This is a genomic window from Isoptericola sp. NPDC056134, from assembly GCF_042264825.1.
Lineage (GTDB): Bacteria > Actinomycetota > Actinomycetes > Actinomycetales > Cellulomonadaceae > Isoptericola > Isoptericola nanjingensis.
In genome coordinates, this window is sequence record NZ_JBHJVM010000021.1 from 4127 (window position 1) to 26195 (window position 22069).

Annotated in this window: 19 protein-coding genes; 9 read left to right on the forward strand and 10 right to left on the reverse strand. The window is 73.3% G+C overall.

All coding sequences use genetic code 11. The annotated features are described in order from the left end of the window. Positions 1-136: 136 nt before the first annotated feature. From ACFCZN_RS17050 to ACFCZN_RS17075, 6 genes are read left to right on the forward strand one after another with little or no spacing between them, the layout of a single operon-like run. Complete coding sequence (locus ACFCZN_RS17050) at positions 137-1105, forward strand: carbohydrate ABC transporter permease (protein ID WP_429766276.1); 969 nt, start codon at positions 137-139, stop codon at positions 1103-1105. Between the two features lie 15 nt (positions 1106-1120). Next, complete coding sequence (locus ACFCZN_RS17055; protein ID WP_429766274.1) at positions 1121-2026, forward strand: carbohydrate ABC transporter permease; 906 nt, start codon at positions 1121-1123, stop codon at positions 2024-2026. A 2-nt stretch (positions 2027-2028) separates the two neighbouring features. Further along, positions 2029-3426 carry an arabinan endo-1,5-alpha-L-arabinosidase gene (locus tag ACFCZN_RS17060; protein ID WP_430557532.1) on the forward strand — a complete coding sequence of 466 codons (1398 nt, stop codon included), beginning with the start codon at positions 2029-2031 and terminating at the stop codon, positions 3424-3426. Further along, positions 3423-4133, forward strand: coding sequence for a DUF624 domain-containing protein (locus ACFCZN_RS17065; protein ID WP_430557533.1), 711 nt, complete (start codon positions 3423-3425; stop codon positions 4131-4133). Before ACFCZN_RS17060 ends, ACFCZN_RS17065 begins: the two co-directional genes overlap by 4 nt. A 54-nt stretch (positions 4134-4187) precedes the next feature. Continuing rightward, positions 4188-4811, forward strand: coding sequence for an ArsR/SmtB family transcription factor (locus ACFCZN_RS17070; RefSeq protein ID WP_430557534.1), 624 nt, complete (start codon positions 4188-4190; stop codon positions 4809-4811). Beyond that, entirely contained in the window at positions 4808-6088 is a 1281-nt protein-coding gene (locus ACFCZN_RS17075; RefSeq protein WP_430557535.1) for an MFS transporter, read from the forward strand. The genes ACFCZN_RS17070 and ACFCZN_RS17075 overlap by 4 nt, the downstream gene beginning before the upstream one ends. Here ACFCZN_RS17075 and ACFCZN_RS17080 read toward each other — a convergent pair. From ACFCZN_RS17080 to ACFCZN_RS17100, 5 genes are all read right to left on the reverse strand, one after another. Further along, complete coding sequence (locus ACFCZN_RS17080) at positions 6072-7160, reverse strand: LacI family DNA-binding transcriptional regulator (RefSeq protein WP_429766266.1); 1089 nt, start codon at positions 7158-7160, stop codon at positions 6072-6074. The genes ACFCZN_RS17075 and ACFCZN_RS17080 overlap by 17 nt on opposite strands. A gap of 5 nt (positions 7161-7165) precedes the next feature. After that, positions 7166-9148 (reverse strand): glycoside hydrolase family 127 protein, encoded by a 1983-nt coding sequence (locus tag ACFCZN_RS17085; protein ID WP_430557536.1) that lies wholly within the window; start codon positions 9146-9148, stop codon positions 7166-7168. Continuing rightward, a complete protein-coding gene (locus ACFCZN_RS17090; protein ID WP_429766263.1) occupies positions 9145-10032 on the reverse strand; it encodes a carbohydrate ABC transporter permease in 888 nt (295 codons plus the stop codon). The genes ACFCZN_RS17085 and ACFCZN_RS17090 overlap by 4 nt, the downstream gene beginning before the upstream one ends. After that, a complete protein-coding gene (locus tag ACFCZN_RS17095; protein ID WP_429766262.1) occupies positions 10032-10991 on the reverse strand; it encodes a carbohydrate ABC transporter permease in 960 nt (319 codons plus the stop codon). Before ACFCZN_RS17095 ends, ACFCZN_RS17090 begins: the two co-directional genes overlap by 1 nt. Before the next feature lie 62 nt (positions 10992-11053). Then, positions 11054-12403, reverse strand: coding sequence for an ABC transporter substrate-binding protein (locus tag ACFCZN_RS17100; protein WP_430557537.1), 1350 nt, complete (start codon positions 12401-12403; stop codon positions 11054-11056). 136 nt (positions 12404-12539) lie between these two features. Here ACFCZN_RS17100 and ACFCZN_RS17105 point away from each other — a divergent pair, with 136 nt between their 5' ends. From ACFCZN_RS17105 to ACFCZN_RS17115, 3 genes are all read left to right on the forward strand, one after another. Next, the gene (locus ACFCZN_RS17105) at positions 12540-14132 is read left to right on the forward strand and encodes an alpha-N-arabinofuranosidase (protein ID WP_430557538.1); all 1593 of its coding nucleotides are present in this window, start codon (positions 12540-12542) and stop codon (positions 14130-14132) included. 149 nt (positions 14133-14281) lie between these two features. Further along, on the forward strand, positions 14282-14839 hold the full coding sequence (locus ACFCZN_RS17110; RefSeq protein WP_430557539.1) for a DUF6529 family protein: 558 nt from the start codon (positions 14282-14284) through the stop codon (positions 14837-14839). Beyond that, on the forward strand, positions 14836-15123 hold the full coding sequence (locus ACFCZN_RS17115; RefSeq protein ID WP_429766257.1) for a hypothetical protein: 288 nt from the start codon (positions 14836-14838) through the stop codon (positions 15121-15123). Before ACFCZN_RS17110 ends, ACFCZN_RS17115 begins: the two co-directional genes overlap by 4 nt. A 106-nt stretch (positions 15124-15229) precedes the next feature. On the opposite strand, the gene ACFCZN_RS17120 is transcribed toward ACFCZN_RS17115, so the two are convergent. From ACFCZN_RS17120 to ACFCZN_RS17140, 5 genes are all read right to left on the reverse strand, one after another. Further along, positions 15230-16738 carry a helix-turn-helix domain-containing protein gene (locus ACFCZN_RS17120; RefSeq protein WP_430557540.1) on the reverse strand — a complete coding sequence of 503 codons (1509 nt, stop codon included), beginning with the start codon at positions 16736-16738 and terminating at the stop codon, positions 15230-15232. Positions 16739-16837: 99 nt separating this feature from the next. After that, on the reverse strand, positions 16838-17785 hold the full coding sequence (locus ACFCZN_RS17125) for a carbohydrate ABC transporter permease (RefSeq protein WP_430557541.1): 948 nt from the start codon (positions 17783-17785) through the stop codon (positions 16838-16840). Then, complete coding sequence (locus tag ACFCZN_RS17130; RefSeq protein WP_430557542.1) at positions 17782-18747, reverse strand: carbohydrate ABC transporter permease; 966 nt, start codon at positions 18745-18747, stop codon at positions 17782-17784. Before ACFCZN_RS17130 ends, ACFCZN_RS17125 begins: the two co-directional genes overlap by 4 nt. Before the next feature lie 2 nt (positions 18748-18749). Continuing rightward, positions 18750-20144, reverse strand: coding sequence for an extracellular solute-binding protein (locus tag ACFCZN_RS17135; protein ID WP_430557543.1), 1395 nt, complete (start codon positions 20142-20144; stop codon positions 18750-18752). Between the two features lie 86 nt (positions 20145-20230). Next, positions 20231-21976 carry a glycoside hydrolase family 13 protein gene (locus ACFCZN_RS17140; RefSeq protein ID WP_430557544.1) on the reverse strand — a complete coding sequence of 582 codons (1746 nt, stop codon included), beginning with the start codon at positions 21974-21976 and terminating at the stop codon, positions 20231-20233. Positions 21977-22069 lie beyond the last annotated feature (93 nt).

Here is a 22069-nt window from a genome sequence, read left to right on the forward strand (position 1 = left end):
TGTGATTAGGGTGCGATGTCCGGAATTCGTCTCTCCTCGGTCTCCCGCGTACGTCTTCCCCCCTCCCGCGCCATACACGCCCCCCGCACCGCCCCCGCGCGCCCCCCTCGCACGTCCCTGGACGAAGGAGTCTGCGATGACGTCCACCGCCACGCCGGCCACGGCCGGCACCCGCCCCCCGGCGCCGGACCCCGCCCCCGCGCCGCCACGACGCGGCGGGACCTCGCGGCTCCACCGCACCGAGAAGAGGTGGGCGCTGCTGTTCGTCGCGGCGCCCGTGCTCGGCTACCTGCTCTTCATCCTCTACCCCACGCTCTTCGCGCTGTACGCGTCGCTGACCCGGTGGAACGGGCTGGGGCCGATGCAGTTCATCGGGCTCGACAACTACGTCGCCCTGCTGGGCGACGAGCGGTTCCGCCAGACCTTGTTCAACACGTTCTTCTACATGATCGGCATCCCGATCGGGCTGGCGATCTCGCTCGCGCTCGCCGTGATGATGAACCGGAAGATCTTCGGTCGCGCGGCGTTCCGGGCCATCTACTACGTCCCCGTGATCTCGTCCATCGCCGCGATCGCGATCCTGTGGCAGTGGGCCTACAACGGCGACTTCGGCCTGGTGAACCAGTTCCTGGGGCTCTTCGGGATCGACGGCCCGAACTGGCTGGCCGACCCGGTCTGGGCCAAGCCCGCGATCATCATGATGGCGGTCTGGAAGGGGCTCGGGTACTCGATGCTGCTGTACCTGGCCGCGATCCAGTCCGTGCCCCGCTCCCTCTACGAGGCCGCCGAGCTCGACGGCGCCGGCGGCTGGCAGAAGTTCCGCTCCATCACGCTGCCGATGGTGCAGCCGGTGACGTTCTTCCTCATCGTCACGCAGGTCATCGGCGGCGCGATGATCTTCATCGAGATCCAGATCATGACGCCCACCGGCGGGCCGGAGTACTCCACGGCCTCCGTCGTCTACCACATCTGGCTCCAGGCGTTCCGGTACCAGCAGATGGGCTACGCCACGGCGATGTCGGTGGTGCTCGGGCTCCTCATCCTCGTCATCACGCTCATCCAGTTCCGGCTGAACCGGCGCAACGCCGGCTTCGTCGTCGACTGAGGCCAGGGAGACACCATGACCACCACGACGCCCGCTCCCACGACCGCCACCACGACCGGCGCCCCGCCGGGCACGCGCCTCGGCCGTTCGGCACGCTCGCGCCTCACCGACACGATCGTGTGGGTCGTCCTCGCGGCGGGTGCGGTCTTCATGATCGCCCCGCTCGTGTGGATGCTCTCCACGTCCCTGAAGACGAAGCTCGAGGTCTTCGCCCTGCCCCCGGTGTGGATCCCGGAGGTCCCCCAGTGGGACACCTACGTCCGCATGTGGACGGACTCCTACGTCCTCGACGGCATCAAGAACAGCCTCGTCGTGTCGCTGAGCGTCACGGTGATCGGGACGTTCACCTGCTCGCTGGCGGCGTTCGCCCTCGCCAAGATGCGGATGCCGTTCAAGAATGCGATCTTCATCGGCCTGCTCACCGGCATCATGATCCCGTTCCCGACGATCATGATCCCGCAGTTCGTGATGTTCTCGAAGATCGGCTGGGTGGACACGCTGTGGCCCCTGATCGTGCCGGCGATCTTCGGCAACATCGTGATGATCTTCTTCCTGCGCCAGTACCTGTCGAGCGTGCCGGACTCCCTCGTCGAGGCGGCCAAGATCGACGGCGCCTCCTACTGGCAGATCTTCTGGCGCATGATCATGCCGATCATCCGGCCCGCCGTCGCCGCCCAGTTCATCCTGTGGTTCATGGCGGTCTGGAACGACTACCTGGCGCCGATCCTGTACCTGAACACCCCCGAGAAGCAGACGCTGCAGGTGGTCATCGCGAACATGAACGTCCAGTACGCGACCCAGCGCGACTACCCGCTGATCATGGCCGCGTCCGTCGTCGCCGTGCTGCCCATCCTCGTGGTCTTCCTGATCTTCCAGCGGCAGATCATCGAGTCCGTCGCCCTCACCGGCACGAAGGGTTGACGATGACGGACACCACGACGGACACCCCGACGGGCACCCCGACGGACACCGCCCTCGACACCGCGGCCTGGCGCGGCCGCCACGTGCACGACCCCACCGCCGTGCGGGACGACGACGGCGTCTACTGGCTCTTCTCCACGGACGCGCGCTCCGACGGCCCCGTGCGCGGGGGCGTGCAGGTGCGCCGCTCGACGGACCTCGTGACCTGGGACTTCCACGGCTGGGCGCTGGCGGGCGTGCCCGCGCCCGCGGCGGCGTGGTCGGGCGCCGAGGGCCTGTGGGCGCCCGAGGTCGTGCAGGTCGGCACCTCGGCGGGCAGCACCTGGCGCATGTACTACTCGGCCTCGACGTTCGGCTCGCGCCGGTCGGCGATCGGCCTGGCGGAGGCGCCGCACCCGGCGGGCCCGTGGACCGACCGCGGTGTCGTCGTGTCGAGCGACCACGCCGACCCGCCCGCGGGGCTCGGCCACCCCAACGCCATCGACGCCAACGTCGTGACCGAGGCGGACGGGACGCAGTGGCTCGTGTACGGGTCGTTCTTCGGCGGGATCCACGCGCTCCCCCTCGACGCCGCGACCGGGTTCGTGGCCGACGGGTTCGCGCCCGCGCCGGGCGAGCTGCACGCCGCGCCGGGCCGCCTCCTGGCGCACCGGGCGCGGGCGGCCGACGGCGCGGTCGAGGGGGCGTACGTGCTCCCCCGGCCCGGGGGCGGCTGGGCGCTGCTCGTCTCCTACGACTCGCTCGGGGGCAGCTATCACCTCCGGGCGGCCGTGGGCGACGCCGTCCCCGGCCCGTACCGCGACCGCGCCGGCCGCCTCATGACCGACGTCGACGCCGACCCGTGGGCCGTCGGCGTGCCCGTGCTGTCCGGGCACCGGCTCGCCGGAGGCCCGGGGATCCTCGCGCCCGGCCACGCGTCCGTGCTCACCGAGCGGGTGCCCGCCGCGGCCTCCGAGGCGGGCTCGCACGTGCGCCAGCTCCTGGTGCACCACGTCCGCGACGCCGACGCCCCCACCGAGCACCGGCTCCAGGTGCGGCGGCTGGTGTGGACGCACGACGGCTGGCCGCTCGTCGCCCCGCAGCCCTGGGCCGGCGCCGCACGGGAGGTGGACGACGTCTCGCGCTGGCCGGCCGACGCGGCCGTCCTCGACGGCACGTGGGAGCGCCTCACACCGGGCACCGACCCGAGGCACGTGCAGGACGGCGTCGTCGGGCCGCTGGAGGCCCGGACCGCGGTGCGCGCCCTGGGCGGAGGACGCTTCGCCTGGACCGCCCCCGACGGCGCGGCCGTCTCCGCCGTCGTGCACCCGGCGTGGGACGGCGTGCGCGGCCGCGCCACCCTGTGCCTCGAGGCGCTCGACGACACGGGTCGCGTCACCCTCGCGACGAGGCTCCCGTGACGGCCCCCGCACCGGCACCCACCGGACCTGCGGAGGGCGCCGTGCGCGCCGCCGTCGCCGAGGCGGAGGTGCCCGGCTGGGCGGGCGGCGTGATGCTCGCGCTGCGCTGGGCGACGCTCCTCGTCGAGGTCTCCGCCATGGTGGCGCTGGGCGCCCTCGCCGGGGGCGTGCTGCTCGGCCTCGGCCCGGCGCTGCGCGCGGGCGGCGTCGTCGTCGCCCGGATGACGGCGGAGCCCACGCCGTGGCGGACGTTCTGGCGCACGTGGCGCGACGGGTTCGGCCGCACCGCCGCGCTCTTCGCGCCCGTCTGGGCGGTCGCCGGGCTGCTGTGGCTCGACGGCGCGGCGCTGGGCCTGCTCGGCGGCTCGGGCCTCCTAGGCGGACCCGGTCGCGCGGTCCTCACCGGGGGCCTGCTGGCCGTCGGGGCGTGGGGCGCCGTCGTCCTCGCCTGCTGGCCGGTGGTGGTGGCGCGGTACGCGAGCGGGCCCGTGGCGACCTGGCGGCTCCTGCTGCTGCTCCCCCTGCTCGGCCCGGCGACGTCGCTCGCGGTCCTCGTGGTGGCCGCGGCCCTGCTCGCCGCCGCCTGGGCGCTGCCGCTCCTGGCCGTGCTGGTCGGCCCCGGCTTCTGGCTGTGGGCCACCGGCCGCCTCGCCGCCGACCGGCTCGACCGGATCGACGCCCAGGCCTCGGGGGGCCCCGCGGCCTGACCGAGTTTCACAAGAACTCTTGTACAACACCTCTTGTGGGTCTACGGTGGCGGGATGACGCACCCACCCATCCCTCCCGAGGGCACCCCGCAGGACGGCGCACCCGACCCGCAGCAGGGCGTGCGCACCGTCACCGAGGCGAAGGCGCTCGCCGCCCTCGCCCACCCCTACCGGGCCCGCCTCATGGACGCGCTCAAGGTCGACGGCCCCTCCACCGCGTCCACGCTCGCGCGCCGCACGGGGCAGGCCGTCGGCAGCGCCAGCCACCACCTCAAGGTGCTGCACGACGCCGGCCTCGTCGCCGAGGCCCCCGAGCTCGCCCGCGACCGACGCGAGCGCTGGTGGCGCCTCGTCGCGCCACGGCTCCGCTGGTCGCGTCAGGAGTTCGCCGCGGACGCCGCCGCCGTGACCGCCGCGCAGGCCGCCGAGGCGCTCCACCTCCAGCGCCAGTTCGACCGGGTCCAGGAGTGGCAGGCCAACGCCGGGTCGGCGCCCGAGTGGGACGGCGCCGCGTTCGCGACCGAGACGTGGGTGCACCTGTCCCCGGAGGAGCTCGCCGCGCTCGGCGAGGAGATCACGGCCGTCCTCGTGCGCTGGGCCGAGCGCCCGCGCCCGGACGACGGCGTCGAGCGCGAGCCCGTGCTCGTCTTCGGCCGCGGGTTCCCCGCCCAGCCATGACCGCCGCCACGGCCGACGCCGCCGTCGTCCCGCTCGCGCGCAACCGCGGCTTCCGGCGGCTCTGGGTGGGCGAGGGCGTCAGCGTGCTGGGCAACGCCACCACGTCGGTGCTGCTCCCCCTCGTCGCGGTGCTCGAGCTCGACGCCGGGGCCGCGGTGGTCGGCCTGCTCACGGCGGCGGCGTGGCTGCCGTGGCTCGTCATCGGCCTGCCCGCCGGCGCGTGGATCGACCGGCTCCCGGCACGGGCCGTGATGATCGTGGCCGACCTGGTGGCCGCCGTCGCCGTCGGCGGCGTCCCCGTCGCCGCCGCGCTCGACGCGCTGACCCTGCCGCACCTCGTCGGCGCCGCGCTCGCCGCGGGCGTCAGCACCGTCTTCTTCCGCACCGCGTACACCGTCTTCCTCCCCCAGGTCGTGCCCGACGAGCAGCTCGAGGCCGCGAACGCGCGCCTGCTCGGCACGGAGTCGGGCATGCAGGTGGCGGGGCCGGGGATAGGCGGCGCGACGGCGCAGGCGCTCGGCGCCGCCGCCGGGCTGGCCCTGGACGCGGCGAGCTTCCTCGTCTCGGCCTTCTGCCTCTGGCGCGTCCAGCCGGAGCGGCAGCCGGAGCGACCGCCCCAGGCGCCGCTGCGGGTGCGTATCCGCGAAGGCGTGGCGTTCGTGGCCTCCGACCGCTACCTGCGCTGGTTCGTCGTCGTGGGCGGGATCTCCAACTTCGGCCTCACCGGGTACACCGCACTGCTCGTGCTGTTCCTCGTGGACACCGTCGGCCTCGGCCCGTCCGCACTGGGTGTCGTGATGACCGTCGGCGCGTGCGGAGGCCTGCTCGGCGCGACCGTGGCCACCTGGCTCAGCCGGCACCTCGGCAGCGCCCGCGCCACGGTGCTGCTCATCGTCGCCGGCGGGCCGCCCGCGCTCCTGGTGGGCCTCGGGGGTGGCGGCGCGCAGGTCGCGTGGACCGTCGCCGGCCTCTTCCTGGTCGGGCTCGCGGTGGTCTCCGGGAACGTGCTGCGCGGGGCGTGGCGGCAGCGCTACGTGCCGCAACCCCTGATGGGTCGCGTCGTCACGACCAGCCAGTTCGTCAACTTCGGCACGATGCCGCTCGCCGGGCTCGCCGCGGGCGCCCTGGGCGAGGTGCTCGGCGTGCGCGAGACCGTGCTGCTCATGGCGGCGGTGCACTGCGCCGCCTGCCTCAGCGCGCTGCGCAGCCCGCTGCGCAGCCTGCGGGAGATGCCGGCACCGCGGGAGATGCCGCCGGTCGTCACGCCGTCGCGCTGACCGGCGACACGATCTCCTCGTTGCCGCCGGGCTGGACGGCCACCACCTTCTCCATCCCCTCCGCGGCGTCACCGGTGGACTCCCGGCCCACGACGCGCGAGTCGGGGATCACCCGGCGGAACGGACGCTCGTCGCCGCCGGCGATCCGCTCGACGAGCAGGTCCACCGCCGTGCGGGCGATCTGCTCGCGCCCCGGGTCCACGGAGCTGAGGGTCGGCACGGAGTACCGCACGTCGTCGACGTCGTCGAAGCCGATCAGCGCGACGTCGCCCGGCACCTCGATCCGGCGGGCGTGCAGCGCGTGCAGCGCGCCCAGGGCCATCGCGTCGTTGAGGGCGAAGACGGCGTCGATCTCGACGCCGGAGTCGAGCAGCCGCGCCATCGACTCCGACCCGGTCGAGCGGTGCCACAGCCCGGCCTCGGAGACCAGCGCGGGGTCGTACGGGAGCCCGGCGGCCGCCAGACCCTGCCGGTAGCCCTCGGTCCGCAGGGCGGCGGAGCCGACCAGCTCGCCCTCGTGCGCGCCGACGACCGCGATCCGCGTCCGGCCCAGCGACGCGAGGTGCAGCGTGGCGGCGCGCGCCGCGGCCACGTTGTTCATCGTCACGTGGTCGGCCGGGGCGTCGAAGACGCGCTCGCCCAGCACCACCAGCGGGAAGTCGACCTCGAACAGCCCCACGTCGTCCTGCCCGAGCGCCAGCGGCGAGAAGATCACGCCGTCCGTGAGGTGGCGTCGGCGGCCGTCGAGCAGCTCGATCTCGCGCTCGCGCACCGACCCGGTCTGCTCGATGAGCACGGTGAGGCCCTGCTCCTCGGCAGAGCGGATCACGGAGTCCGCGAGCTCGGCGAAGTACGGCAGCCGCAGCTCCGGCACGGCGAGCGTGATCATGTCCGTGCGCTGCGTGCGCAGGTTGCGCGCCGTGGTGTTGAGGCGGTACCCGAGGTGCTCGATCGCCTCCTCGACGCGCCGGCGCGTCTCGGGCCGGATGTGCGGGTACCCGTTCACGACGTTCGACACCGTCTTGATCGACACGCCGGCCCGCTGGGCCACGTCGTGCATGGTCACGCGCATGCCGCTCACCTTCCCGACCGCCCTCGGTCGCCGGGCCGCGCCGATGCCGCGGCCGGGACCCAGACGCGCATCGGACCCTCTCCTCGATTGCCCCACACAGCGTAGGGCACGGCCCGGACCTGCAGGTCCACGGGGGCGACGGGCGCGTCGCCCTCCACGGCGCCGTCCACGGCGCGGTAGAGCGGGACCCCCGCGGACGACGTCGCGCGCCCGGAGCCGACCAGCGTCGCCCCGACGCCCAGGACGTCGTCCGCCGGCCCCACCTCGAGGCCGGCGGCGAGGTCGAGCGTCACGTCCTCGAGGGCGACCCCGTGGTCGACCTGCTCCAGGCAGTGCACCAGGGGACCGCGGGCCAGGGCGACGCAGCCCCGCACGGCGTCGACGTGCGGGTGCGCGGCGAGCGCGCGCGGCTCCATCGGCAGGCTCAGCCGCACGCGGCGCGCGCCGGCCCCGACCCGCAGGTAGCCGCGGGCGTCGAGCACCGCGGCGACGTCGACGGCGGCACCGTCCACCTCCAGCCGGGTGCGCGCGGCGTCCGCCCAGCCGGGCAGCCGCAGCGCGAGCGGCACCGGCGACGGGGCGTCCGCGGTGAGGACGACGTCTCCGTCCCACGGGTAGCCGGTCCGGATCCGCACGCGCGACCCGTCCCCGTCCTCGAGGTCGGCGTCGGCGTACAGGTGCACGGCGAGCGCGCCGTCGTCGGCGTCCCGGCTGGCGACCATGGTGTGCAGCGACGCGACCAGCCGCGCCAGGTTGGGCGGGCAGCACGCGCAGGCGAACCAGCCGCGCCGGCCGGACGCCTGGTACTCGTCCGCCCCGTCGTGGCCGGTGCGCACCTGCAGCGGGTTCGAGTAGAAGAAGGCCGTGCCGTCCGTCGACGTGGCCGCCGCGACCACGTTGAGCAGGGCGTGCTCGAGCGAGTCCGCGTACCGCGCCTCGCCCGTGGCGAGCAGCATCCGCCAGTCCCACAGCACGCTCGCCACCCCGGCGCACGACTCGGCGTACGCGCGGTCGGGCGGCAGCTCGAAGGGGTCGCCGAAGGACTCGTCCTTGTGTCGCGAGCCCATCCCGCCGGTGACGTGCGTGCGTCGCCCGTGCGCGTCGTCCCACTGCCGCGCGGCGGCCGCGAGCAGCGCGTCCTCCCCGGTCTCGAGGTAGAGGTCGACGACGCCGGCCAGCAGGTAGAGCTGCCGGACGGCGTGCCCGGCCACCTCGTCCGCGGCGCGCACCGGCGTCGCGTCCTGGTGGTAGGCGGGCTCGAACGGGCCGGAGCCGAGGCGGCCGTACCCGCGCAGGTCGAGCATCCGGCGGGCGGCCTCGCGGTACGCCGGGTCACCCGTCTCGCGGTAGAGCTCCACGAACGCCGACTCGACCTCCGGGTGCCCGCACACGAGCTCCTCGCCCTCGTCCAGGCGGGACACGACGTCGTCCGCCCACGCCGTCGCGACGTCGAGAAGGTCGTCCCGGCCGGTGGCACGCGCCCGCGCGACGCCCGCCTGCACCAGGTGGCCCAGCACGTACAGCTCGTGCCCCCAGCGCAGGTCGGCGTACGGCTCGGCGGACGCCGCCGCCCCGCCGAGCACGTGCGAGTCCAGGTAGCCGGACGGCGCCTGGACCCGGCGCAGCAGGCCGACGACGCGCCGCACCTCGTCCTCGTGCCGCGGGGCACCGGAGCGTGCCGACTCCCACGCGACCGCCTCGAGCGTCTTGTGCACGTCCGAGTCGGCGAAGTTGAAGCCGCGGTACGGGCCGTCGTGGTGCTCGGGGTCGGCAGGGTCGAGCAGGCGGCGCAGGTTGTCGAGGGCCCCCGACGTCTCCAACGCCCCGAGGCAGTGCGGGACCGTCGCGGCGGCGTTGCGCTCCTGCCACCGTCCGAGGAGCCCGGACGGCTCGAGCCGCGCCGCCCCGGCGGGCAGCGGGCGGGTGCGCGCCGCGGGCAGCGCACCGCCCACGGGCCCCGCCCCGGCCGGCGCGGCGACGGGCGTCACTTGATCGACCCGAGGGACAGGCCGCCCTGCCAGTACTTCTGCAGGGCGAGGAACGCCACGATCAGGGGCAGGATCGACACGAGCGCGCCGGTGGTGATGAGGTTCCACACCTGCTCGCCGCCCGCCCCCGCGTTCGACAGCGCCTGCCACTGGTTGATGCCCACCGTGACGGGCAGCAGCTGCGGGTCGCGCAGCACGGCCAGCGGGAGGAAGAAGTTGTTCCACGTCGCGACGGTCGTCAGCAGCAGGACCGTGACGAACGCCGGCCTCAGCAGCGGCAGCGCGACGCGGAAGAACAGGCGCAGCTCCCCCGCGCCGTCGACCCGGCCGGCGTCGAGCATCTCGTCCGGGATGGCGTCGACGGCGTACACGCGCACGAGGTAGACGCCGATCGGGCTGAGCAGCGACGGCAGGATCACGGCCCACATCGTGTTGATCATGCCGAGCTGGCTGAGCAGCACGAACGTGGGGATGGTCAGCGCCGTGAGCGGCACCATCACGGAGCCCAGCAGCATGGAGAAGTAGAGGTTGCGGCCGCGGAACCGGTACTTGGCCAGGGCGTACCCGGCCAGCACGGCGAGCACCGTGGACCCCACGCCGCCGACGATCGCGTACACGAACGAGTTGCGCATCCACGTCCAGTAGATGCCGCCCTGGTACGTGAACAGCTGCTTCACGTTGTCCCAGAGCGCGAACTCGTCGTTGAACCACAGGGCGCCGCCGGAGCCCACGAACAGGCCGCTGTTCGACTTCGTGGACCCGACGACGAGCCACCACAGCGGCACGACGAAGTAGAGCACCGCGAGGAGCAGGAACACGTGGGAGCCGATCCGGCGCTGTCGCGGCCGGCGCGAGAGGGTCTGCTGCGTCGCCGTCGTCGTCATCACTTCAGTCCGCTCTGCTTGCGGGTGGCGTACAGGAACACGTACGACCCGATGAACACGAGGATCCCGAGCGCGAACGCGATCGTGGAGGCGTAGTTGAACTGGCTGTAGGAGAACGCCATCGAGTACGCGTACATGTTCGGGGTGTAGGTGGTGGGGATCGCGCCCTGCGCGACCGACCGCAGCACCGTCGGCTCGGTGAAGAACTGCAGGGTGCCGATGAGCGCGAACACCACGATCATCACCATCGACGACGCGATCATCGGGATCTTGATCCGGAACGCGATCGCCCGGTTCCCGGCGCCGTCGAGCCTGGCCGCCTCGTACACCGACGGGTCGATCGCCCGCAGCGCGGCGTAGACGATGATCATGTAGTAGCCCACCCACTGCCAGGTCACGATGTTGACCAGCGAGCCGAAGACGAGGTCGCGGCTGAGGAAGTCGGGCGCGGCCAGGCCGAAGAGCCCGAAGACGTCGTTCGCGGGGCCGAACCGCGGGCTGTACAGGAATCCCCACATCAGCGCACCGATGACGGCGGGGATGGCGTACGGCACGAAGACGAGCAGCCGCGACGCCTTCGACAGGCGGGTGGCCAGCGTGTCGAGCACGAGCGCGATCGCCACGGCGAGGCCGATCTGGATCGGCACCATGACGAGCACGAACCGGCCCACCCGCGCCATGCCGGACAGGAAGTCCGCGTCGGTGAACACGCGCACGTAGTTGGCCACGCCGGTGAAGACGCTCTCGCCCCCGGTCGCGATGCCCTTGGTGTGCAGGCTGAGCCAGAAGGCGTACCCGAGTGGCACCAGCAGGAACAGCACGAACACGACCGTGAACGGGGCGAGGAACAGCCAGCCCCACCACTGCCGCTTCGTGTCGAGCAGGCTCTGCCCGCGTCGTCCGCCCGCGGGGCGGGCGCGCTGCGCCGTCGCCGGCGCGGCGGAAGTCGTCGAGGTCATCACGGAGCCCCCTCCTGTCGGTGCGGTGCTTGTCGACCATGTGCTTGTCGACCCTGTGCGCGTCATCGGACCGTGAACCCCTGCTGCTCGGCGTAGCGCACCAGGCTGTCCTGGATGGTCGCCAGCGCGTCGGCGGCGGTCGAGTCGCCCTCGACCATGTCGTAGAGGGCCATGGTCTGGCGGTCGTACGCGTACACCTGGAACGGGCTGAACGTGAAGCCCGGGTACTGGGCCGCCGCGTCGAGGAAGACATCGCGGTTGACCTGCTGGCCGCCGAAGAACGGGTAGCGGCGGTCGGTGAACCACGGCGCGTCGAGCGCGAGGTTCCACAGCGGGAACAGGCCGGCGTCCTCGACGCCGATCTTCCACGTCTCCTCGTCGTCGAACAGCTCCATCGCGACGGTGGCGGCCGCCTCGGGGTCCGTGGCCTGGGAGGTGACCGCGAGCGCCGAGCCGCCCTGGTTCACCTGGACCGGGTTCGCCGGGTCCCACTGCGGCAGCGGCGCGGCCTTCCACTCGGCGCCGGAGTCGGCGTCCGACAGCCCCTCGAGGTAGCCGGGGCCCCATGCGGCGGCGATGTAGACGGCGTAGGTGCCGTCCACCAGGGACGTGTTGTAGTCGCTGGTGAACGCGTCGTCGCTGGACACGAGGCCGCGGTCGATGAGGTCCTCCCAGTAGGACAGGACGTGCCGCGCCTCGGGGGTGTCGACGTCGATGCCGATCTGGTCGCGCCGAGCCGGGTCGTAGGCGAACGGCGCCCAGCCGGCCTGCGCGAACAGCGCGTAGTTGAAGGCGCCGCCGTTCGTGGCGTAGTTGGTGATGTAGCCGTCGTAGCCGGCGTCGCGCAGGTCCTGCGCGGCCTGGGCGAACTCGTCCCAGGTGGTCGGCGGCTCGACGCCGTACGTCGAGAAGATGTCGGCCCGGTACAGCATGCCCACGGGGCCGCCGTCGACCGGGACGGCGAACACCGAGCCGCCGCTCGAGACGTCCGACCAGGCGCCGGCGGGGAACTGGTCCTCGAGGGCGGCGGCGCCGTACGGCGCGAGGTCGGCGAGCCCGTCGAGGATCGTGTAGGTCGGCAGGATCTCGGACTCGAGCTGGATGACGTCGGGCGCCCCGGTGCCCGCCTCGAGGGCGGTGGAGAACTTGCCGTACTCGTCGGCGCCCTGGCCCGCGTTGGTCCAGCAGATCTGGACGTCGTCGTGCTGGGCGTTGAACGTGTCCACGATCTGCTCGACGGCGGGGTACCAGGCCCAGAGGGTGACGCGCGTGGCGTCGGGCTTGGTGATCTCGTTGGTGCAGCTCGTGTTGCCCGCCGGGCCGGCGTCGTCGCCGGGAGCGCACGCCGCGAGCGACAGGCCGGCCAGACCGGCGGCCGTCGCCGCCACGGCGCGTCGCAAGCCTCTGCGCATGCCGATTCCTCCTCGAGTCGTCCGGACCCAGATCCTCCTGGGCCGATTGGTGCCGCGCGCGGCGACCGTGGTTGACTCTACATCGTTGTACACGGTGGCTTCACCATCGCCCACTTCGACGAGGAACGTGAGACCCATGACGGCTCCCCACACCGATGCCCGCCCCGCCCCCGCCGCTCCCGACCACGCCCCCGGCGCCACCGCAGGCGCCCGCGTCACCCTGCACCCCGACTTCCGCCGCGGCGCCGTCGACCGCCGCCTGTTCGGCTCGTTCGTCGAGCACCTCGGCCGTGCCGTGTACACCGGCATCTACGAGCCGGGTCACTCCGCCGCGGACGAGCACGGCTTCCGCCGCGACGTCGCGGACCTGGTCCACGAGCTGGGCGTGCCGATGGTGCGCTACCCCGGCGGCAACTTCGTCTCCAACTACGTGTGGGAGGACGCCGTCGGCCCGGTCGAGCAGCGCAAGCCGTTCCTCGACCTCGCCTGGCGCACCGTCGAGCCGAACCTCGTCGGCACCGACGAGTTCCTGCAGTGGGCGGAGCGCGAGGGCGTCGAGCCGATGATGGCGGTCAACCTCGGCACCCGCGGCGTCGACGCCGCGGCCGCCCTGGTCGAGTACTGCAACGGCGAGGCTGGCACCCGGTGGGCCGACCTGCGCATCGCCAACGGCCGTGAGAAGCCCTACGGCGTGACGCTGTGGTGCCTCGGCAACGAGATGGACGGCCCGTGGCAGATCGGCCAGAAGGACGCTCACGAGTACGGCAAGCTCGCCGCCGAGGCCGGCAAGGCGATGAAGCTCGTCGACCCGTCGATCTCGCTGATCGTGTGCGGTTCGTCGTCCATGCAGATGCCCACGTTCGGCGCGTGGGAGCGCACGGTCCTGTCGTACACGTACGACCTGGTGGACCACATCTCCATGCACGCCTACTACGAGGAGATCGACGGCGACCGCGCGTCCTTCCTCGCGTCGGGCACCGCCATGGACCGGTTCATCGACCGGGTCGTCGCCTCGGCGGACGCCGTCGGCGCAGAGCGGCGCAGCGACAAGGCCATCACCATCAGCTTCGACGAGTGGAACGTCTGGTACAACACCACCCGCTTCGGCGGCGAGGAGAACCTGCCGATCCAGCGCGACGCCCCGCGCATCATCGAGGACGTCTACTCCGGCCTCGACGCCGTCGTGGTGGGCGACCTCATGGTCACCCTGCTCAACCACGCCGACCGCGTGCCCGTCGCGTGCCTCGCGCAGCTCGTCAACGTCATCGCGCCGATCATGACCGCGCCGGGCGGCGAGGCGTGGCGCCAGCCCACGTTCCACCCGTTCGCGACGACGTCGCGCCTCGCGCGCGGCACGGCGCTCGACGTGCGCGTGGACGCGCCGACGTACGACACCGCGCAGCACGGCGCCGCGCCGGTCGTCACCGCCGCCGCGACGGTGGACGACGACGGCTCGCTCGGCCTGTTCCTCACCAACCGGTCCGACCGGGTGGTCGAGGTCGAGCTGGCCCACGTCGGCGCCGCGCTCGGCCTCACCGAGGGCTGGCAGATGGTGGCGGACCACGAGCCCGCCGTCGAGGGCCCGGAGCACGCCGCGAAGGTCGCCGAGGCCTGCTGGTCCACGGTCGACGTCGCCTCCGCCGCGACGCCGGGCGCCGGCGGCACGACCCGCGTGCGGCTCGCCCCCGAGTCCTGGACCGCGTTCGCCGGGACGTTCGCCCGCGCCTGAGCCCCCGCTGACGCCGAACAGGCGGTTGACACCGTCATCGCGAGCGATCGCGCCCCCTGGTGTCAACCGCCTGTCCGACCTCAGGGCGGCCGGGGGGGCAACGTCGTGTCCGGTGGCCGACAACCGGCGGACCGGGCACTGTGACTCGCATGGGCGAGTCCCCCGCGGTCCCCCGCGCGTCGTGGCGCTGGGCCCTGGCCGCCGCGACGGTGGCCGGCGTGGCCGTGGCGGCCGCGCTCGGCGCGTACGCGGACGCGCACCCGGGCGACGGTGCCCCGCTGCTGACCCTGTGGTTCACCGACATGCTGGCGATGAAGGCGTGGCTGTCCACCGCCGCCGTCTCGCTCCTCCTGGTCCAGCTCGCCTCCGCCCTGGCGATGTACGGCCGGCTGCCGGGCGTCCGGGAGGCCCCGGGCTGGGTCGGCCTGCTGCACCGGTGGAGCGGCGTGGCCGCGTTCGGCCTCACGCTGCCGGTCGCCTTCGCGTGCGTCTGGTCGATCGGGTTGGAGGACGATCCCGCGCGGGCGCTGGTGCACTCCGTCGCCGGCTGCCTGTTCTACGGCGCGTTCACGGTCAAGATGCTCGCCCTGCGCGTGCGCGGCCTGCCGCCCGTCGTGCTGCCCCTGCTCGGCGGCTCGGTGGTGGCGCTCCTCGCCCTCGTCTGGTCCACCTCCGCGCTCTGGTACCTCACCGGGGGCATCGCGTGACGGGCCCCGCCGCTCCCGCCCCGGACGGTCCGGGACCGTCGCGACGCGACGTCGTCGAGGGCCTCGCCGTCGCGCTGCTCGCCGGCGTCGGCGGCTTCGCCTGGTTCTCCGCCTCCGGTCCGCCGTCCGAAAGCGAGCGCGAGGAGCTCGAGGACCAGCGCGACGAGGAGCAGGACGAGCTCGAGGACCAGCAGGACGACGAGCGTGACGACGACGAGGACCGGCAGGACGACGAGCAGGACGACGACGAGGACCGCAGCGGTCCGGACCGGGGGCGAGGATGAGGCGACCGTTCCGGCAGCGCCTGCTCACGCTGGTGCTGATCGCGCTGGCCGCCGCGACCGTCGGCGCGATGCTGGCCGCGCTGCGCTGACCTCGCCCCGACAGGGCTCAGACGGTGGCGTGCCGCCTCACGATGCGGCTCACCGTCGCGCGCGACACGTCGAAGCGCTCGGCGATCTCCCGGTGCGTGAGCCCGTCGTCGGCGAGCTCGACGATCCGACGGTCGCGGTCGCCCCGGTCGTCGGGCTGCTCGTCGGCCGTCGCGGCCGCGGGCTCCTCCGCCGTGGCCGCGGGCGCCTGCGGCGCGGCGGGCTCGACCGGGACGTCGACCGCGGTGTCCTCCGTGGCCTCCCCGTCCGGCGAGGTGCCGTGGGCCGTGAGGAACGCGGACCGCTGGGCGAGCGCGCCGCCCAGCGCCGGGTCCGCCTGCCGGAGCAGGTCGAACACCTCGACCCGGCGGGTGTGGCCCGTCTCCGGCAGCGGCTCGCGCGTGCCCGGGAGCCCGCTGTCGACCTCCACGTCGGCGGGCCGGGGCTCCGGCTCGTCGCCCTCCTCGGCACCACGGTCCTGCACGGCGGGTTCGACCGCCGGGTCCGGCCCCAGGTCCTCGTCCACGTCGTCGAACCAGGCCTGCACCACCGCGTCGTCCACCGCGTCGTCCCGGCGCCCGGCCGCGTCGACGACGGGCGTCGCGCCCGTGAGCGCCGCCTGGAGGTCGTCGGCGAACGCGTCGTCGGCGAACGCGCCGCCCTCCACCGCCGTCGTCGTGACGACCGGCTCGGGGGCTGGCTGTCGCAGGGCCGCCGGCGACGGCGCGACGAGCTCCGGCGCCGGTGCGGCGGGCGCCGGCAGCGCGCGCGGGCCCGTGGCGGCCGCACCGCGGGCGACGCCACGTTCGACGGAGCTCGCGCCGATGAGGTCGAGGCGGTTGCCGTGCCGTTCGGCGGCCTCGAGCCGCTCCACCCAGACCTGCATGCGCCGCTCGAAGTCCTCGACCGTGAGCAGCTTCAGCGCGGCGTCGCGGGCGGCCCGCTGGCGGCGGTGCGCCGTCCGCACCTTGCGCATACCCGCGTGGTTCCCGGTGCTGTCGAGGCGCGCGTCGCGCCACAGCTCGAGGGCGGTGACGTACTGGTGCACGCGGTGCTCGCGGCGGCGCTCGTCGAGCGTGTGCCCCGTGACGAGGTGGCGCTCGCCCACCAGCGCCAGGTGCCACATGAGGGCGGCGACCAGCGGCGGCACGAACCGGAACGCGACCATGTACGGCGTGCTCGCGTCCGGCACGGCGATCTCGTGCAGCGCCGCGAACATGCCGGACGTGCCCGACAGGATCCACGTCAGGGTGAGGAGCACGCCGTACGGCCGCCCCTCGAGGGCGGCGTTGCGCGCCATGAGGGCGACGGCGACGAGGCTGACCTCGAGGAAGCCGGCGAGGGCGTACGCCTCGGCCGGGGACATCCCCGCCACCTCCAGGCCGAAGAGCACCATGCCGCTGTACGCCAGGGCGGTCGCGATGGTCGCGGCGACGACGACCGCGACCATCGGCAGGTGCCGCCCGCGGTAGCGCACCGTGGCGCGGGCGGGGCCCGTGGTGTCGGTCGTCGGGTCGTGCTGGGTCACGTCATTCCTCCGGGAGTCGCTGATCTGCGCGCATGTCAGATCTGCGCATATACCAGCATTGGGACGATCCAGGCGTCAACGACACCGCGGGTGAACCCGTCAGCCCTTGACCGCTCCCCCGAGCCCGGCGCCGCGCAGGAACAGCCGCTGGAAGACCAGGAACATCGCCACCGGGAGCACGGTCGAGATCGCCAGGGCCGCGAGGAAGACGCCCAGCTCGGTGGACGCCTCGATCGCGGGCAGCCGCACCGACAGCGGCTGGATCGCCGGGTCCTTGAGCACCAGCAGCGGCCACAGGAAGTCCTTCCAGGCCGCGATGACGGCGAACACCGACACGACGCCGAGGATCGGCTTCGACATCGGCAGCACGATCGACCAGAACAGCCGGTACGGCCCGGCGCCGTCGACCCGCGCGGCCTCGAAGACCTCGCGCGGCAGGTTGTCGAAGAACCGCTGCACCAGCAGCACGTTGAACGCGCTCGCGCCGGCCGGGAGCCACACGGCCCAGAAGCTGTCGACCAGCGACCGGCCCAGCAGCGGCGGGTCGAGGATCGTCAGGTACAGCGGCACGAGCAGCACGACGGCGGGCACGAACATCGTCGACAGGACGAGCGCCTGCACCACCTTCCCGTAGCGCGGCCGCAGCACCGACAGCGCGTAGCCGCCCGTCGTCGCGACCACGAGCTGCACGGCCCACGACCCGAGCGCCAGCCACACCGTGTTCATGAAGTACCGGCTGACCTGGACGTCGTTCCAGGCCCGCTCGAGGTTCTCCCACGCGATGCCGTGCGGGAACAGGGCCAGGGGCGTGCGCAGGATGTCCTGCGTCGGGGTGACGGCGTACTTCGCCAGCAGCAGCATCGGGCCGAGCCCGACGACGACGAGCAGCACGAGCAGTAGCACGTGCGTGCCGCCCATCCCCCAGCGGACCGCGGGACGGCGCCAGTCGGGCGCGGACAGCGCGCCGCGGTCGCCGTCGTCGGACGGGGTGGCGCGACGGCGCGCGCCGCGCGCCGGGGCGGGACGTGCGGTGGACGAGAGCGTCATGACGTGCTCCAGGACCGGGTGAGCCGGAAGTAGAGGACGGAGAAGACCGCGAGGACCGCCGCCAGCATGAGCGACAGCGCGGTCGCGGCGCCGTAGTCGCCGCCGAGGCTGTTCTGGAACGCGTACCGGTAGATGAGCAGCAGCACGGTCACGGTGGCGTTGTTCGGCCCGCCCCCGGTAAACAGGTACGGCTCGAGGAACACCTGCGCCGTACCGATGACCTGCAAGATCAGCGTGATGAACAGGACCCCGCGCAGCTGCGGCAGCGTGACGTGCCAGATCTTGCGCCACAGCCCGGCGCCGTCCACCTCGGAGGCGTCGTACAGCTCGGCGGGCACGCTCGTGAGGGCCGCGAGGTAGATGATCACGGTGCCGCCGGCGCCGGCCCAGGTCGCGGCGAGCACGAGGGACGGCATGGCCCACGACGCGTCCTGCAGCCACGGGTACGGGCCGAGGCCCACCCAGCCGAGGATCGTGTTGAACACACCGGTCGGCCCGCCCTTGTAGAAGAACTTCCACAGCAGGACGGCGACGACGGGCGGCACCACGACCGGCAGGTACGCGAGCGCCGAGTAGAGGCCGCGGCCGCGGCGCACCTCGCGCATGAGCACCGCGGCGACCAGCGGCACGGGGTAGCCGAACAGCAGGGCCAGGAACGCGAAGTACAGGGTGTTCTGCACGGCCTTCCACAGCAGAGGGTCGGCCAGCACGTGCCGGAAGTTGTCCAGCCCGACGAACGTCGGGTCGGTGACGAGGTTCGTCTCCTGCACGCTCATGATCACGGCGCGCACGATCGGGAACCACGAGAAGACGCCGAAGATCACCAGCAGCGGGAGCAGGAAGACGAGGCTGTGCAGCCCGCCCCCGCGCAGCCAGGTGGCCGGGCCCCGGCGTGGGTGGCCGGCACTGTCCCCCCGCGCGGGTGCGGCGACGTCGCCGCGAGGAGAGGTGGTGACGGTCACGGTCAGCCCTGGTCGAGCAGCGCCTGGGCCTGCGTGTTCGCGTCGGCGAGCAGGGCGTCGATGTCCGCGCCCTCGTCCGTGAGCACCGCCTGCACGACCGGGTCGAGCAGCGCGTACACCTCCTGCGTCTTCTGCGACGGCTCGCCGGCCAGCGGCAGGTCGAACATCGCGTCGGTGAATGCCGTCATCTGGTCGAGCGGCACGTTGACGTAGTCCGCGATCCACTCCTGGTTCAGCTCGTACTGCTCCTTCGAGAACATCGGCAGGACGGGCGTGCCCACGGGCTGGTCGTTCTTGGCGAGGGTCTCGGCGTCGGCGACGGCGCGGTCCTCGTCGACCAGCTTGTTCAGGTAGAAGAAGTCGATCCACTTGATCGCGGCGTCCTTGACGCCCTCGTCGACGTTCGCCGGCACCCCCGCGAGGGTGCCGCCGGTGAGCGTGGCCGACTCGGGGGCGTCGGACAGCGGGATCGGCGCGAGGCCGTACGTCTCCGGGTCGACCGCGTTGGTCTGCACCAGCGAGGTGTAGATGTCCGAGCCCGAGGTGAACATGCCCACCTGGCCCGCCGCGAACTCCTGGTTGATGCTGCCCCAGTCGAGCAGGAAGTTGCCGCCCATCGACTCGTCCTCCCACCGCAGGTCGTGGAGGAACTGGAGCGTCTCCTGGGTGCCCGGGTTGTCGAGGGTCGCCGTGGCCTTCTGGTCCGCGTCGGTCTCGACGGTGCGGCCGCCGCGCGCGACGGTCTGCGCCGTGAGCTGCCAGCCGCCCGTGTTGTTCTGGGTCATCGTGGCGTAGCCGGCGACGCCCGGGTTGGCGTCGGCGATCTTCTTCGCGTACTCGCGCACCTGCTCCCAGGTGGTCGGAGGGCTGTCGGGGTCGAGGCCGGCCGACTCGAAGAGCTGGCGGTTGTAGTGCAGGGCGACCGGGTAGGCGTTCTTCGCCGGGATCGCGTACACGTGGCCGTCCTCGCCCGTGCCGGCCTCGAGGATCGTCGGGTTGAACTGCTCGGCGTACGGCAGGGCCCGGAACTGGGCGTCCATGTCGGCGAGCTGGCCGTTCTCCACCAGTCCCTGGGCGTCGGTGAACGGGATCTCGAAGACGTCGGGCAGCGTGCCGCCCGCGAGCTGGGCGGCGAACGTCGTCGCCTTCCACTCGTACTCCTCGGGCTGGACGTCGATGTCGGGGTTCGCCTTCTCGAACTCCGCGACCTGGTCCTCGAAGGCGGCGACCGCCTCCTCGGTGGACCCGGGCAGCAGGGAGACCACCGAGAGGGTGACCTGCCCCGCCGAGTTCGTGCTCTCGTCCTGCGGGTCGCCCCCGCCGGAGCACGCCGCGAGGGCGACCGCCGTGAGCGCGCCCACCAGGGCGAGCGCGGCCGGCTTTCGTGTGGACTTCATCGTCACTCCCTTGTCGATGTCACCGTCGAAGGAATCGCGGTGGTGCAGCTGGTCGGTGCGGGCAGGAGGGGTTCAGGCGGGCCGGCTCACGGGCGGAGCCAGACCGCGACGTCGGTGGCGATCCGCGCGAGCGGCTCGCGGGGGTCGGCGCTGTGCAGCACGACGTCGGCGTCGGCCGGCAGCGGGACGGGCTCGGGCCCGAGGTTGACGACGCACACCAGCCCGGGGGTTCCGGGTCCGCCGCCGCGGGCGAACGCGAGGACGTCGTCGCCGACCGGGACGTCGCCGACGGCGTCGAGCCAGCGCAGGCGGCGGTCGTGCAGCGCGGGCTCGGTGCGGCGGGCCGCGAGCGCCCGGCGGTACAGGGCGAGCGTCGACGCCAGGTCCGCGTCCTGCGCCTCGACCGACAGTCCGCCCCATGCCGCCGGCTGCGGCAGCCAGGGCGGAGCGCCGCCGTCGGGGCCGAAGCCGAACGAGCTGCCGCCACGCGTCCAGGGCAGCGGCACGCGGCAGCCGTCGCGGCCGGGGTCGATGCCGCCGGAGCGGTCGTGCATCGGGTCCTGGATGAGCTCGCGCGGCAGATCCTCGACCTCGGGGAGGCCCAGCTCGTCGCCCTGGTAGACGTACAGGGCGCCCGGCAGGGCGGCGACGAGCAGTGCCGCGGCGCGGGCCCGGCGGCGCCCGAGGTCGAGGTCCGTCGGGGTGCCGAAGCGCTTGGCCGCGAACGCGAACGACGAGTCCGCGCGTCCGTAGCGGGTCACCGGCCGGGTGACGTCGTGGTTGGACAGCACCCAGGTGGCCGGCGCACCGACGGGGGCGTGCGCGTCGAGCGTCGTCGTGATCGACTCGCGCAGCGCCTTGGCGTCCCACGGGCGAGCCATGAAGTCGAAGTTGAACGCCGTGTGCATCTCGTCGGGGCGCAGGAACCGCGTGAAGCGGTCCGTGTCCGGCAGCCACACCTCGCCGACCAGCACGCGCGGCTCGTCGTAGGAGTCGGCCACCGCCCGCCAGGCACGGTAGACGTCGTGCAGCTCGTCGCGGTCGACGTGCGGGTGCTCCCCCGGCCCCGGGTGCTCCGGGACCTCGGGCAGCGCCGGGTCCTTGACGAGCAGCGCGGCGGAGTCGATGCGGATGCCGGCGGCGCCGCGGTCGAACCAGAAGCGCAGGATCTCCTCGTGCTCGCGGCGCACGTCGGGGTGGTCCCAGTTGAGGTCCGGCTGCGACGGCGCGAACAGGTGCAGGTACCACTCGCCGGGGGTGCCGTCCGGGTCGGTCGTGCGGGTCCAGGTGGTGCCCTGGAAGTCGGAGACCCAGCGGGTGGGCAGCTCCTCGCCGCCCTCCCCCCGGCCGGGCCGGAACCAGAACCGCTCGCGCTCCGGCGACCCGGGACCGGCGGCCAGCGCGTCGCGGAACCACGGGTGCTCGGCGGAGACGTGGTTGGGCACGACGTCGACGATCGTGCGGATGCCGAGCTCGCGGGCCTCCGCGATGAGCGCCTCCGCCTCGGCGAGCGTGCCGAACTGCGGGTCGATCGCGCGGTAGTCCGCGACGTCGTACCCCCCGTCCGCCAGTGGCGACACGTACCAGGGGGTGAACCAGATCGCGTCGACCCCGAGGTCCCGCAGGTACCCGAGGTGCTGCCGCACCCCGGCGAGGTCGCCCGTGCCGTCGCCGTTCCCGTCGGCGAACGAGCGCGGGTAGACCTGGTAGATCACCGCGCTGCGCCACCACTCGGCGTCCTGCCCCTTGCTCACCGATGAGCTCCTTCCGCGTCGTCGCGTCGATGAACAGGACAGTAATGAGGTGACGCATAGTGCGCAAGAACTTGACATCAGCGTTATCGAACCGCGACATCAACACCGAACAGACGCGCGCACAGGAACGGCCGGCAGGGCGACACGAGTCGCCCGGCCGGCCGTCGAGAG

Excerpts from the sequence above, each read along its gene's own strand:
- ACFCZN_RS17100 (WP_430557537.1), bottom strand. The coding sequence starts at position 12,403 with ATGCGCAGAGGCTTGCGACGCGCCGTGGCGGCGACGGCCGCCGGTCTG.
- ACFCZN_RS17075 (WP_430557535.1), top strand. The coding sequence starts at position 4,808 with ATGACCGCCGCCACGGCCGACGCCGCCGTCGTCCCGCTCGCGCGCAAC.
- ACFCZN_RS17140 (WP_430557544.1), bottom strand. The coding sequence starts at position 21,976 with ATGTCAAGTTCTTGCGCACTATGCGTCACCTCATTACTGTCCTGTTCA.
- ACFCZN_RS17090 (WP_429766263.1), bottom strand. The coding sequence starts at position 10,032 with ATGACGACGACGGCGACGCAGCAGACCCTCTCGCGCCGGCCGCGACAG.
- ACFCZN_RS17055 (WP_429766274.1), top strand. The coding sequence starts at position 1,121 with ATGACCACCACGACGCCCGCTCCCACGACCGCCACCACGACCGGCGCC.
- ACFCZN_RS17060 (WP_430557532.1), top strand. The coding sequence starts at position 2,029 with ATGACGGACACCACGACGGACACCCCGACGGGCACCCCGACGGACACC.
- ACFCZN_RS17080 (WP_429766266.1), bottom strand. The coding sequence starts at position 7,160 with ATGCGCGTGACCATGCACGACGTGGCCCAGCGGGCCGGCGTGTCGATC.
- ACFCZN_RS17050 (WP_429766276.1), top strand. The coding sequence starts at position 137 with ATGACGTCCACCGCCACGCCGGCCACGGCCGGCACCCGCCCCCCGGCG.
- ACFCZN_RS17125 (WP_430557541.1), bottom strand. The coding sequence starts at position 17,785 with ATGACGCTCTCGTCCACCGCACGTCCCGCCCCGGCGCGCGGCGCGCGC.
- ACFCZN_RS17110 (WP_430557539.1), top strand. The coding sequence starts at position 14,282 with ATGGGCGAGTCCCCCGCGGTCCCCCGCGCGTCGTGGCGCTGGGCCCTG.
- ACFCZN_RS17070 (WP_430557534.1), top strand. The coding sequence starts at position 4,188 with ATGACGCACCCACCCATCCCTCCCGAGGGCACCCCGCAGGACGGCGCA.
- ACFCZN_RS17135 (WP_430557543.1), bottom strand. The coding sequence starts at position 20,144 with ATGAAGTCCACACGAAAGCCGGCCGCGCTCGCCCTGGTGGGCGCGCTC.
- ACFCZN_RS17105 (WP_430557538.1), top strand. The coding sequence starts at position 12,540 with ATGACGGCTCCCCACACCGATGCCCGCCCCGCCCCCGCCGCTCCCGAC.
- ACFCZN_RS17095 (WP_429766262.1), bottom strand. The coding sequence starts at position 10,991 with ATGACCTCGACGACTTCCGCCGCGCCGGCGACGGCGCAGCGCGCCCGC.